The sequence below is a fragment of the Halorhabdus tiamatea SARL4B genome (assembly GCF_000470655.1).
Taxonomy (GTDB): Archaea; Halobacteriota; Halobacteria; order Halobacteriales; family Haloarculaceae; genus Halorhabdus; species Halorhabdus tiamatea.
Window position 1 is genome coordinate 1,435,969 of record NC_021921.1, and the last position, 12,709, is coordinate 1,448,677.

Genomic DNA, 12,709 nt, shown 5'->3' on the forward strand with positions numbered 1-12,709 from the left:
CCATCGGACGACTCGATGTCCGCATCGACGGCCGACGATCGCGACACCTTCCTCGACATCCTGGATCTCGAAACGCACTACACCGACGGGTCGCTGATCGGTGCCGATCCGCCCGTCCGGGCCGTCGACGGCGTCTCGCTGTCGATCCGGCGCGGCGAGACGCTCGGCCTCGTCGGCGAGAGCGGGTGTGGCAAGACCACACTCGGCCGGACGCTCGTGGGTCTTGAGTCCGCGACCGCCGGTTCCGTCGTCGTCGACGGCGAGGACGTGACCGACCTCTCCGGGAGCGACCTCCGGGCGTGGCAGCGCCGGGTCGGCGTGGTGTTCCAGGACCCCCAGGAGAGTCTCAACGACCGTCTGACGGTCGGCGAGATCGTCGCCGAGCCACTGGAAGCTCACGACTGGGGGACGCCAGCCGACCGCGAGGATCGCGTCTTCACGCTGCTCGAGCAGGTCGGACTCCGGGAGGAACACTTCTATCGCTACCCCCACCAGTTCTCGGGTGGTCAGCGCCAGCGCGTGGCCATCGCGCGGGCGCTCGCCCTCGAACCCGAGTTCCTCATCCTCGACGAACCCGTCTCGGCGCTCGATGTCTCCGTGCAGGCCCGCGTGATTAACCTCCTCGAGGAGCTTCAGGCCGAACTCGGGTTGACCTCTCTCTTCGTCGCCCACGACCTCTCGCTGGTGCGTCACATCGCCGACCGGGTCGCCGTCATGTACCTCGGGAACGTCCTCGAGGTCGGCTCGACCGACCGCGTCTTCGCGGACCCGGCCAATCCCTACACCCGTTCGCTCCTCTCGGCGATCCCCGGCTCGTCGAGTCCGGCCCCAGAGAGCCTCGAACGGGTCACGCTCAACGGGACGCCCCCCAATCCCCGGCATCCACCCGCAGGGTGTCCCTTCTCGACGCGCTGTCCGGCGAAGATCACGCCCGCTGACTACCCCGGCCTCTCCGCGGACGCGCTCGGGGCGATCGAGACGTTCCGTGACGTGTTACGAGAGCGCACTCGGGCCACGTCGGGGCTGTCGGACCGTCTTAAACGCCGCCTCGGTCGGTCGTCCGCTGACCGCGACCTCGACGTGATCGCCACAGAACTGTTCGACGACGTCGACCTCCCCACCTCCGCGCGGGCGGAGCTGGACCGCGCCATAGCGACTGCGGGAACGGACCCGGCTGCGGCCCTCGCCGTCCTCGAGGACGCCTTTGGCTCGGTCTGTGACCGCGAGTCGCCGGCCGCACACGCTGTCGACGACACCGGCCGACGGAGTCGGTGTCTCCGGCATCGTCCCGAGTACGACGACCCCCGGAGTGATCTGTCGTGACCGACATCCGGGGCAGCCCCGACGACGCGACGCCGACCGACCCCAACGAGACGCGACGCGGGAGTTCCATCCCACGCTCGGATCGGGTCGCCGTCGCCCGCGAGGCGGCCAGGGCCGGCGGGGCCGTCGCCATGGCCGGATTCCGGCGCGATCTCGACGTCGAAACCAAGACGGGCAAGACCGACCTGGTGACGCGGGCCGATCGTGAGGCCCAGGCCCGGATCGCGGCCGTCATCGGCGAGCGTTTCCCCCAGGAACCGTTCGTCGGCGAGGAGGCCGACGCCCGCGAGACTGTCCCCGAGCGGGGGCCGGCCTGGATCGCCGACCCGATCGACGGCACCAACAACTACGTCCGCGGGATGCGCGAGTGGGCGACCAGCGTCGCGTCGGTCCGGGACGGCGATCCCGTCGCGGCGGCGACCGCCCTCCCGGCGCTGGGTGATATCTACGTCGGGGGGCCGGGCGGCGTGACGCGAAACGGCCGGCCGATCGGGGTCAGCGAGACCGCAGACACCGACCGCTTCACCGTCGTCCCGACGATCTGGTGGCCCCGGGACCGCCGCGACGAGTACGCCCGGGCAGCCGAAGCCATCGTCACGCGATTCGGTGATCTCCTCCGGCTGAAGTCCGTCCAGGTCGCCCTCGCACTCGTGGCCGCTGGCTCGATCGAGGGCGTGCTCACGAACGTCGAGACCAACCCCTGGGACACCGTCGCCGGCGCGTATCTCGTCGAGCAGGCCGGCGGCACGGTCACCGACCTCGACGGCGAGCCCTGGCGACACGACTGCCGTGGACTCGTCGCGTCGAACGGCCAGGCCCACGAGGCGGTGCTCGCGGCCGCGAACGCGATCGATCCGCCGGCTGACGGGTCCGATCCCCCCTAGTATGTGGAATCACTCGCTCGACCCTGGCCGCGTTTCTTTAAGTGTCTCTGGTCACAAGGTGAGGATATAGACGGGGTTTCTGCGGGCGTCTTCGACCGGCGAGTGGTGAGTCCCCGGGTCTCAGTTCGCTCAGTCTGCCAGTCCTCGTTCCCTGGAAGCCGATCGATCGGGGGCACGTGCCCGGACCAGCGAATCGCCAGATAGCTCTGGGATCACTGCCCGACCGTTGACGTTCATCGCGTACGCCCGGACGTCCCGGCAACGGATCGCGTGCTTCTCGACGTAGTCTGGCCCTTTCGCCGTTTCGAGCTGGTCTCTGCAGCGTTCGATCTCGGTCTCGGTCGGCGGTATCTCGTCGAGATAGCGGCTGATGAGGGCCGCACCGACGTGATCCTCGACCGCGATCTCGCCCTGATAGCCCGCAGCCACGAGAGAGACGGGGTGCTCGCGTCGCCGGAGGAACCGGCCGATGGCTCGCGCGTTCAGCGGCGCGCCCACGAACACGTCGACGTCCTCGCCCCCGCGCTCGCGGAGCGTCGCCACGGTCCGGCCGCCGTTGGTCGAGGTCATGCTCACCGGCCGGCCCTCGACGTCGATGTCCTGGACGTAACTCGGCGAGTTGAAGAAGTCGTAGCCGTCCTCGGGGTCGTACTCCGCCGTGCGGCCGCCCCCGATGAGCGCGTCCGGGTGGCCGGCCCGGTAGTCGAACTCCTCGCCCCGTTCGTCGGGCACGTGAACGTGTGTTGCCCCCCGTGCCAGCAGTTCGATCACGGTGTTCGAGAAGTGCATCGTGTCGATGACGACGTACGCGCCCGGTTCCGGGTTCGCGGGGACGTCCTCACACCGTTCGATGAGGCGCTCGTCGAGTCGACTATGCGCTGTGTCTTCATGTACCATGCATTCGGTCTATGCCGACTTCGTGGCTGACGGTAAAAGGTGTATATATGAGTGCTACATAGCCCTCAGTAGCGATCTCGACCGGTATTCCGTCGGCTTGCCGGCCACGACCGAGCGACTGTCATTGCTGGTGGCGAGGATGGATCGCGGACTGGAGTCCGATCCGTTCGATCGCCCGGATGGCCGCATCGATTTGCTCCAGCTGATCGACCAGCCGGGCCAGGGAGGGATCGACGCCGTCGTCATGGCCTGAGTTGGATGCAATCTCCGTCCCGGTTTCGATCGGCGACAACTCGACATCCTGTCCCGCTGTGGCATCACCTTCGACAACGCGTTTCGTCGCCGCTTCGAGCGCGTCTCTGCGGGCTGTCAATAGCTCGGCCACCGTCCGGGCCTGCTCGGCTTCGGGTTCAACCGCCTCGATCACACGATCTAGTCGGATGATCCCCGTCGCGATCTGTTCAAGTCGGTCCGCAGCCCGGTGATACTGGGACAGCGCTACCCGATCGATCCCGAGTGCGTCGAGTTCGCCGAACGCGACGAGTGACCGATTGTAGTGGCGACGGATCAACGCGACCAGCCGCGTCACGTCCGCCATTCGATCACCGACCCGTCCGGACGTCTCCGTCTCGCCGGTCAGTGACTCGCGGACTGTTTCCTGCATCGTCGTGATGACCGAGACGGTTTGCTCTATCGATTGGCGAACCGACACCGCGGAGGCATCGAGCATCGCCCGGACCACGATCTCGTCCGCATCGGCCGCAAGGACTTCAGTGCCGACGAGGCGTCGTGCGATGGTGCGAGCGGCCCGGCGTTGCTCGTCGGTAAATGACTCCGTGGCCCGCAGCGTGATCTGCTCGAATCCAGTCTCGTATGCCCCCTGGATCGGTCGCTCGACGGCGTCGACGCTTGACTCCGTGACCGGCAGCGAGACCGACTCCAGCCCGTCTCCGTCCGTCTGTCGCCCGCGAACGATCAACGAGCCGTCGCGGTGGGTGTACAGTCGGACCGCCTCGCCCGTCTCCAGGCCCTCCTCGCGTGCCCACTCCTTGGGGACCGAGACCGTGAACGTCGACCCGCCGACCTTCTGGATCTTGCGGGTCTCCATCAGCCGCTCACCTCCTGAGCGGGGTCCATCAGTAGATCAACTCCGGATCACCCTCGACGGCGTACAGCGTCCGGGCGGCGATGTTGACCGCGTGGTCGCCGACGCGTTCGACGTCGCGGATCGTCAACAGTACGCTCGCGACGTCGTCGAGGACGGTTTCGAGTGCCCAGGCGTCGATCTCCGGATCGCGTTCCAGCAATTCCCGGGCCACTCGTTCGCTCGCACGTTGACACATCGCATCCAGGTCGTCGTCTCGCCCGGCGACCGTTCGGCAGGCCCCCGCGTCCTCGGTCTCGTAGGCCGAAAGCGCGTCTTCAAGCATGTCGGCCGCCGCCCGACCGATCCCGGAGATGTCGAGTTCCGGGAACGGGTCCGGACGACTCGACAGCGCGTACCGGGCGAGGTTGGTCGACAGATCGCCGACACGTTCGAGGTCGGTCGTGATCTTGAAGCTGGCGGCGACGAACCGGAGGTCGCCGGCGACCGGCTGTTCCAGCGCGAAGATGTCGATACAGTCGGCCTCGATGTCGAGGTACCGTCGGTTGACCGTCTCGTCACCCTCGATGACGTCCCGTGCGCGGTCGTCGTCGCCCTCAGTCAGTGCCGAGAGGGCGGCTTTCAGGCGTTCGAGGACGAGTTCGCCCATCTCGAGGACCGCCGTCCGGAGGTCGGCCAGTGCGTGACGGAACTCCTCTCGTGCCATCGGGTTCACCCGAACTTGCCGGTGATGTAGTCCTCGACGCGCTGGTGCTCGGGGTTCTCGAAGATCTTCTCGGTGTCGTCGTACTCGACGAGTTCGCCGCCGGTGAGGAAGACAGCCGTCGTATCCGAGATCCGGGCGGCCTGTTGCATGTTGTGAGTGACGATGACGACCGTGTACTCCTCGGCGAGCTCCTCGATGAGGTCCTCGATCTTCGAGGTCGCGATCGGGTCGAGCGCACTCGCGGGTTCGTCCATCAGGAGGACCTCCGGGTCGACCGCGATCGCGCGGGCAATACAGAGTCGCTGTTGCTGGCCGCCCGAGAGGTCCAGGGCCGATTCGTCGAGTTGGTCCTCGACCTCCTCGAACAGCGCCGCCCGTTTCAGTGCCGTCTCGACCTTCTCGTCCAGGTTCTCGGTCTCGTCCTGGATGCGCAGGCCGTAGGCGACGTTGTCGTAGATCGACTTGGGGAAGGGATTGGGATGCTGGAAGACCATCCCGATCTTCCGGCGCAGCGCGACCGGGTCGACGTCGTCGCCGTAGACGTTCGTCCCTTCGAGGGATAGTTCTCCGTCTATCGTCGCTGTGTCCACGAGGTCGTTCATCCGGTTGATCGACCGGAGGAAGGTGGACTTCCCACAGCCCGAGGGGCCGATGATCGCCGTCACCTGTTGGTTCGGGATCCCCAGGCTCACACTCTGGAGTGCCTGTTCGTCGCCGTAATAGACGCTCAGATCACGGGATTCGATGACCGGATGACCCGTCGTCACCGTGGGTCGATCAGTCGATTCCGTCTCGGACGTCTGGACCGTCGTTGCAATCGTCGGCGAATCGTGTTCACTCATGGTTGTCTCACGTCGATTACTTGTCTCGTTCGTAGCGATTCCGGACGACGACGGCCGTCGCGTTCATGACCAACATCAGGGCCAAGAGTACGATGGCGGTCGCCGGGACGACGCCGTGTCTGAACTCCGGCAACGCGCTGGACCTCGCCGCGAAGATCTGGAGGGGCAAGGCGGTCGCCGACGAGAACAGCCCCTCCGGTGGCGTGTACGTCGTCGTGGCCACTGCGATCATGATGAGTGGCGCTGTCTCGCCGATCGCACGCGCCAGCGCCAGAATCGTCCCGGTGAGGATGCCCGGCACCGCTTCCGGGAACACCACGTTCCGGAGCGTCTGCCAGCGGCTGGCTCCCATCCCGTAGGAGGCTTCCCGGATCGAGTCGGGCACGGCCCGGATCGCCTCCTGTGCGGAGACGACCACGATCGGGAGAATGAGGAGTCCGAGCGTCCCCGCAGCGGAGACGACGATCCCGGTTCCGAACCCGAGCGTCCGCCGGAAGAGGGCCAGCCCCAACAGTCCGTAGACGACAGAGGGAACGCCCGCGAGGTTCGAGATGTTCACCTCGAGCAGCGTCGCGAACCGGCCGCCCCACCCCGATTTCGGGGCGTACTCCTCGAGGTAGACGGCCGCGAAGATTCCGATCGGAAAGGCGAGGATCGCCATGAACCCGACGACCACGATCGAGCCGACCAGCTGGGGATAGACACCGGCTTCACTCGCCACCCGCCCGTGCCAGGACTCAAGTAGCAGTGTCGGCGTCAAATAGCTCTGGAGGCCGTCGATGGCGAGCTGTCGTTCGAGCCCGGCACCGACGAGTATGCCACCGATGAGGACGAACGGTCCGGCCACGCCGATTCGACCCTCCGGATCCGTGACGACCGTCGAGCCAACGACGTACCCGACCGGTATCACGAACGCCGAGAAGAGCACGACCGGGAACGACGGGTCGATCCCGACGCCGACCAGCCCACCGGCGAGCACCAGTGTACTCACGAGCGCAGCCGTCGCGGCGATCACCCCACGTCGGCGTGACCAGCGACGGGACACGACCGCACCGAGAATGCCGGCGACCGGGAATGTAGTAATTCCGACATACGCGAGCCACGGGGGTGCGATACCGACGAGTGGTCGAACGACGCCGTAGAGCAGGGCAGCGACAGCGAGACCCGCGACGCTCGCCAACGGGCTCGCGGGGCCGGTGTACGTCCGTTCGTCCGTGACGCGGCCGTAGACACCGACAAGTAGCGGTGGGATGGCACCGAACAGCAGGAAGACGAGCACGTCGTACGGGCTCACCGCGTCCGCGACGACGTACGTGACGAGGCTCACGGCCAGCGCCCCGAAGACGACGGCGAAGGCTTTCGCGTTCGCGCGCCCCACGGCCGGATGCCGTCTCGCGTACCACGTGAACGCGGCCGTCGGTGCGACGAGCGTCCCGAAGTACAGGAGGTACCACCGAGCCGACGCCGTCAGCGGCTGAAACGTGTCGAACGCGATGTAGCCGAACAGGACCAGCAGGGAGACGATGCCGACGAGCGTCGCACCCAGGAGTGTCGCCTCGAAGAGGGACCCCTTGAGCCGTCGCAGTCGCGTGCCGGTCGCCTGACGCAGCCGGCCGGCACCTTCGCTTTCGGCAGCCATCAGTCGTAGGCCTCCCTGAACCGACGGCGCACGAGTTCAGCCAGAATGTTCATCGTGAGTGTGATCGCGAACAGTGTCATGCCGAGCGCGAACATCGCTTCGTAGGTGGGTCCCGTCCCGAGCGAGTCCGCCCCGGCGATCTGTACCATCGCCGCCGTCATCGTCTGACTCGACTCGGCGAGGTTCTTGAGAACGTCCGGGTAATAGGGCATCTGCGGGCTCATCCCCATCGCCATCGTCACCGCCATCGTCTCCCCGATCGCCCGGGACAGCGCGAGGACGTACGAGGCGACGATGCCCGAGGTGGCCGAGGGGACGACGACCTTCGTCGAGACGTCGAACTTCGTCGATCCCAGTCCGTAGGCGGCCTCCCGAAGGCTGTCGGGAACCGCACTGAGTGCGTCTTCGCTGATCGAGGAGACCATCGGGATGATCATGATCCCGACGACGATGCTCGCCGAGAGCGCGTTGAACGTCCGCAACGACGGGACGACGAACGTGAACTCCGGGAGTGCGAAGACGTATCCCGACAGCACCGGGAGCCACTCGGGAACGGCGAGCAGCTCGATTCTCGACGGGATGATCGTGGCGTTGATCGGCAGAACGCTGTCGATCAGCGGTGTCACGTAGACGAGCGCCATGTACCCGTAGATGACCGTGGGGACGCCGGCGAGGACCTCGAGGGCCGGTTTCAGAACCGATCGCACGCGGTCGCTCGCGTACTCACTCAGGTAGATCGCCGCCGCCAGCCCGACCGGCAACGCGATGAGCGCCGAGCAGATGGTGACGATCAGCGTCCCGCTCACCAGGGGGAGGACGCCGTACTCACCGGCGATCTTCGGACTCCAGTTCGTGCCGGTGAAGAAGTCGATCGGCGAGATCTCGCTCCAGAACGTGAGTGCGTTCGCCGAGAGCGAGAGGATGATACCCACGGTCACGAGGATCGTGAGCACGGCACTCCCCGCGATCAGCCACCTGTAGAAGCGCTCCTTGCGGACCACGAATCGGTCCCGCTGGAGCGGATCAGACGTCGAATTCGGTTGGTTGCTCATGTATTGAGAATGGTGTCACCGGAATGGCTACGCCGGACCGATCCGTGGACTATCGAGTGAACTCGTAGTCGCCGGCGATGCCCGCTTCGAGGTTCGCGAGGTTGTTCTCGACCATCTCCTGGCTGGACGGGACGTAGCCGATGTCCTCGGCGATGTAGTCCTCGTCGGCCTCGTTGATGTAGAAGCGGATGTACTCCTGGAGGTGGGGCTTCTCCTGGAGCTTGTTCATGTTGGCGTAGAAGAACAGTGGACGGGCAAGCGGGTAGTTCCCGCTCTGTGCGCCTTCGAGGCTCGGCTCGATCGGGTCGCTGCCACCTTCGCTCAGACTGAGTGCCTTCACGGAGTCGGGATTGTTCGTGTAGTAGGCGAAGGGCAGATAGCCAAGCGCGTACTCGTTGCCAGCGACGCCTTGCGCGATCAGATTGTCTTCCTCAGTCCCTTCGAAGTCACTGCGGATCGGCTGGTCCGCCTCGGTCTCGCCGATGACCGACTCCGTGAAGTAGTCGTAGGTGCCCGAGGTGCTTGCCGGTCCGTAGAGATCGAACGGTTCGTCCGGCCAGTCGGAGTTGACGTCACTCCACAGTTCGGGCGCGGTGTCCGGCGACCAGATCTCTCCCAGGTCCTCTAAGGAGATCTCGTCGATCCAGTCGGCATCGTTGTTGACGACCACGGTCAGCGCGTCCTGGGCGATGTAGAATTCGACCGGTTCGATGCCGTTGTCACGGGAGCGCTGGAGTTCTTCGTCCTTGATCGGGCGACTCGCGTTGTTGATGTCGCTGTCGCCGGGGATGAAGACGTTGTTGAAGCCACCGCCACTGCCGTCGGGTGTGATGTTGAAGCCGACGCCGTCACCGTACTGCTCGTTCCACAGTCGGGACGTCTCCTGGGCGACCGGATACACCGTGCTGCTCCCCGAGATTCGGATGTCCCCCGAGAGGGACTCTCGGTCGACGTCTGTGCCGCTGTCGTCGCTGTTGTCGTTCCCGTATTCGTAGTCGCCGGCGATGCCCGCTTCGAGGTTCGCGAGGTTGTCCTCGACCATCTCCTGGCTGGACGGGACGTAGCCGATATCTTCGGCGATATAGTCCTCGTCAGCTTCGTTGATGTAGAAGCGGATGAACTCCTGAAGGTAAGTCTTCTCCTGGAGTTTGTTCATGTTAGCATAGAAGAACAGTGGACGGGCAAGCGGGTAGTTCCCGCTCTGTGCGCCTTCGAGGCTCGGTTCGACCGGGTCGCTGCCGCCCTCGCTGAGGCTGAGCGCTTTGACTGAGTCCGGATTGTTCGTGTAGTAGGCGAACGGGAGATACCCGAGAGCGTACTCGTTGCCCGCGACGCCCTGGGCGATCAGGTTGTCCTCTTCGGTTCCTTCGAAGTCACTCCGGATCGGCTGGTCCGCTTCAGTCTCACCGATGACTGCCTCGGTGAAGTAGTCGTAGGTACCCGACGTACTCGCCGGCCCGTAGAGGTCGAACGGTTCGTCCGGCCAGTCGGAGTTGACGTCACTCCACAGTTCGGGCGCGGTGTCCGGCGACCAGATCTCTCCTAGATCTTCCAGGGAGATCTCGTCGATAAAGTCGGCGTCGTTGTTGACGACCACGGTGAGTGCGTCCTGGGCGACGTAAAATTCGACCGGCTCGATGCCGTTGTCGCGGGAGCGCTGGAGTTCTTCGTCCTTGATCGGGCGACTCGCGTTGTTGATGTCGCTGTCGCCGGGAATGAAGACGTTGTTGAAGCCACCGCCGCTGCCGTCGGGCGTGATGTTGAAGCCGACGCCGTCGCCGTACTCCTCGTTCCACAGCCGCGAGACCTCCTGGGCGACCGGATACACCGTGCTGCTCCCCGAGATTCGGATGTCTCCCGAGAGGGACTCACGGTCGGCGGTCTCCCCATTTTCGGTGCCGTTTTGGCCGCCGTTTTCGTCGCCGTTCCCGCCCGAGTTGTTTCCGTCCTCGGTCGTGTCGCTCTCTCCGCTACACCCGGCCAGTGCCGTGGCCCCGAGTGCGCCGGCCGAGAGGATGAATTTCCGCCGTGATGCTTTGCCCGGACGCGTCGAATCTCGCGTCATCAACAGAACGGGCGGGAGATTTGACTAAAGGGGTTTATAATAGGTGTACGGCCTGCTATTGGGTGATACTGACCGATATGAGCCGCCTGGAGTGGTATAGTGGACTACTATGGTATATATAGACATTATATTGCCCCACGATCCGGCGAGTGTGGGGATATTCGAAACGACGGCCGCCCTCAGCTCACGCCAGCGGCCTCAGTGCCTGCAAGCAGCTAAATTTCGGCCAGCCGTCGCTCCATCTCACGCTCGACCCAGTCTTCGAGGGCCGCTGTCGGCCTGTCGACGTCTGGTGCCCACTCGTCGAAGAACCCGGACGTATCGAGGAAGGACACCGCTCCGTAGATGGCTTTCCAGTCGTCGAACCCCGCAGGGAGTGTCCCTGCCTGTTCGCGGTAGCCCGCTCGCAATGCGTCGAGAAGTTCGGTGGGGCTGTTCTCGCCGGGGTCGGCGAGTAACTGCTCCTGGGTCCGGCGGAGCTCCCGCACCGGGTCGCCGGCGTGGGCGTCCTCCCAGTCGATGAGCCCGGTCCCGTCCGCGCGCAGCAACGTGTTCCCTTGCGTGACGTCGCCGTGGACGAGGACTGCCGGTGCCGCCGCCGGTTCAGGGGATGACCGAGTCGAGCGCCGAGTGTGCCGACCCCAGAACTGTCTCTTCGAACTCCTCGTTGCCACACACCTCACACTCCTCGGGCGGGCCCTCGCGGACGTGGTTGACGATCGATCGCGTCTGGACGTTTCCACATTGGGTACATCGCCACTCTTTCGTCATACTTAACTATTTATCATGCAGTACCATTAGTCTTATTTCACGGATCAGTCATAATCCTAGAGGTGGGTGACTGATCGGGCATCTACTGCTCAAATACAGGGACGAATAGACCGGTTCGGACGCTACTCCCCACTTCCGGCGTATGCCGATCCCCAGCGTCGTTCGTTGTAGGTGCGCTGGCGATCGCTATCGAACTCCTGGCCGATCCGCTCGCGGAGTTGATCCTTGGCCGCGGCCTCGATCCGGGCGAGTTCGTCGGCCTTCGCGACGGCGACTGGCGGCCCCCGTTCGGCGGCGACGTCGGCGACGATCTGCATGGTGAGTCGCTCGCGGCGGTCGGCGTCCCGCGTCACGGCGTAGGGGGCCTCGATCCGGTAGACGAGTTCGTCACGGGGGTCGTACAGCGCGAAGAACGTGACTTCGTAGGCCTCGGGATCGCGTTCGCGCTCGACGCCGAGTGCGTCGCCGGCCGACGAGAGGACGCGGTCGGTCCCGATCCGGGAGCGAAACCAGTTGGTGAACGTGATGGCGTCGGTGCGCAACTCGTCGCCCTCGTACCGCGAGAGGACGTGTTCGAAGAAGGCGTTGTCGTTGGCCCACGGCGCGCCCGCCTTCGTCCGGAGCGCCCGCGTCAGGCCGTTGGCGGCGCTGTTCTTGACGAACCCGACGATCGGGACGTCGTCTTCGAGACCGGTCTCGACCAGCCTGACGTAGTTCTCGACGACGTCCCGCGGTTGCTGGTCGGATTCGAGCAGGTCGGCGAGTTCCGGGTGTCTATCGGCCCAGTTGAGCAGGCCAGTCGGGTAGATCGGTCCGTCGAGGATCAACAGATCCGATACCGCCTCGATATTGGCCCGAGCGTGGTGGCTCTCGGCGAGATACAGCGCGAGCGCGTGGACGACTGTCTGGGCATAGCGGTCGACACGCGGGACTTCGAGCAAGCGCTCGTGGGTGTAGCCCTCGTCGGTGCGGCCCCACTCGTCGTCGCCGAGGTCGACGGTCACGTCGTTGGTGTGGGCGCTGACGACGACCGTCCGCGAACGGTGGAGGTCCAGATCCGAGGGCACGCCGGCCATCGCCGCCTGGGCGACGTCGAGCACCAGCCCGTTCTTGAACGTCGTGGGGTTGATCGTCCCCGAATCCAACCCGTGCTGGGTGTCGAAGGGGCGCTCTTCGAGGGCGATATCTGGCAGCGGGGCCGCGCGTCGCCGTTGCTCGCCGAGCGGTTCGAGGATCACCTCGTCCTCGTAGTACAGGGGATCGAGAAACTCCGCCCAGGCGCGTTCGGCGAGGTCGTCGTGGTCGGTGTCGTCCATCCGCCCGCCGAGCCGACCGGCCAGCCGGGCGATGCCGTCGACGTGCACCGGATCGAGCGTCATGTCTCGACTTTCGCCGGACGTCATAAAAACCGTCGGGGGTCACGCC

General features: G+C 65.3%; 12 protein-coding genes. 2 read left to right on the forward strand and 10 right to left on the reverse strand.

All coding sequences use genetic code 11. The features are described from left to right. The first annotated feature begins 15 nt into the window (after positions 1-15). Positions 16-1,323, forward strand: coding sequence for an ABC transporter ATP-binding protein (locus HTIA_RS07170; protein WP_044951015.1), 1,308 nt, complete (start codon positions 16-18; stop codon positions 1,321-1,323). Continuing rightward, positions 1,320-2,207: an inositol monophosphatase family protein gene (locus tag HTIA_RS07175; RefSeq protein WP_008525846.1), complete on the forward strand. Its 888-nt coding sequence runs from the start codon at positions 1,320-1,322 to the stop codon at positions 2,205-2,207. Before HTIA_RS07170 ends, HTIA_RS07175 begins: the two co-directional genes overlap by 4 nt. A 129-nt stretch (positions 2,208-2,336) precedes the next feature. Here the strand turns inward: HTIA_RS07175 and HTIA_RS07180 are convergent, their stop codons facing one another. From HTIA_RS07180 to HTIA_RS07220, 10 genes are all read right to left on the reverse strand, one after another. Then, on the reverse strand, positions 2,337-3,104 hold the full coding sequence (locus tag HTIA_RS07180; protein WP_008525847.1) for a 2-phosphosulfolactate phosphatase: 768 nt from the start codon (positions 3,102-3,104) through the stop codon (positions 2,337-2,339). Between the two features lie 121 nt (positions 3,105-3,225). Beyond that, positions 3,226-4,212, reverse strand: coding sequence for an AbrB/MazE/SpoVT family DNA-binding domain-containing protein (locus HTIA_RS07185; RefSeq protein ID WP_008525848.1), 987 nt, complete (start codon positions 4,210-4,212; stop codon positions 3,226-3,228). Between the two features lie 28 nt (positions 4,213-4,240). Continuing rightward, positions 4,241-4,915 carry a phosphate signaling complex protein PhoU gene (phoU, locus tag HTIA_RS07190; protein ID WP_008525849.1) on the reverse strand — a complete coding sequence of 225 codons (675 nt, stop codon included), beginning with the start codon at positions 4,913-4,915 and terminating at the stop codon, positions 4,241-4,243. 5 nt (positions 4,916-4,920) lie between these two features. Continuing rightward, on the reverse strand, positions 4,921-5,757 hold the full coding sequence (pstB, locus tag HTIA_RS07195; protein ID WP_008525850.1) for a phosphate ABC transporter ATP-binding protein PstB: 837 nt from the start codon (positions 5,755-5,757) through the stop codon (positions 4,921-4,923). A 16-nt stretch (positions 5,758-5,773) separates the two neighbouring features. Continuing rightward, a complete protein-coding gene (pstA, locus tag HTIA_RS07200) occupies positions 5,774-7,396 on the reverse strand; it encodes a phosphate ABC transporter permease PstA (protein ID WP_008525851.1) in 1,623 nt (540 codons plus the stop codon). Further along, on the reverse strand, positions 7,396-8,448 hold the full coding sequence (pstC, locus tag HTIA_RS07205) for a phosphate ABC transporter permease subunit PstC (protein ID WP_008525853.1): 1,053 nt from the start codon (positions 8,446-8,448) through the stop codon (positions 7,396-7,398). The genes pstA and pstC overlap by 1 nt, the downstream gene beginning before the upstream one ends. A gap of 49 nt (positions 8,449-8,497) precedes the next feature. Next, a complete protein-coding gene (locus HTIA_RS17015; RefSeq protein ID WP_008525854.1) occupies positions 8,498-10,513 on the reverse strand; it encodes a PstS family phosphate ABC transporter substrate-binding protein in 2,016 nt (671 codons plus the stop codon). Positions 10,514-10,728: 215 nt separating this feature from the next. Then, complete coding sequence (locus HTIA_RS07215) at positions 10,729-11,196, reverse strand: phosphotransferase family protein (RefSeq protein WP_338041983.1); 468 nt, start codon at positions 11,194-11,196, stop codon at positions 10,729-10,731. Then, the gene (locus HTIA_RS16630; RefSeq protein WP_008525856.1) at positions 11,117-11,284 is read right to left on the reverse strand and encodes a hypothetical protein; all 168 of its coding nucleotides are present in this window, start codon (positions 11,282-11,284) and stop codon (positions 11,117-11,119) included. The genes HTIA_RS07215 and HTIA_RS16630 overlap by 80 nt, the downstream gene beginning before the upstream one ends. Before the next feature lie 122 nt (positions 11,285-11,406). After that, a complete protein-coding gene (locus tag HTIA_RS07220; RefSeq protein ID WP_021029625.1) occupies positions 11,407-12,663 on the reverse strand; it encodes a DNA double-strand break repair nuclease NurA in 1,257 nt (418 codons plus the stop codon). Between the last annotated feature and the right edge of the window lie 46 nt (positions 12,664-12,709).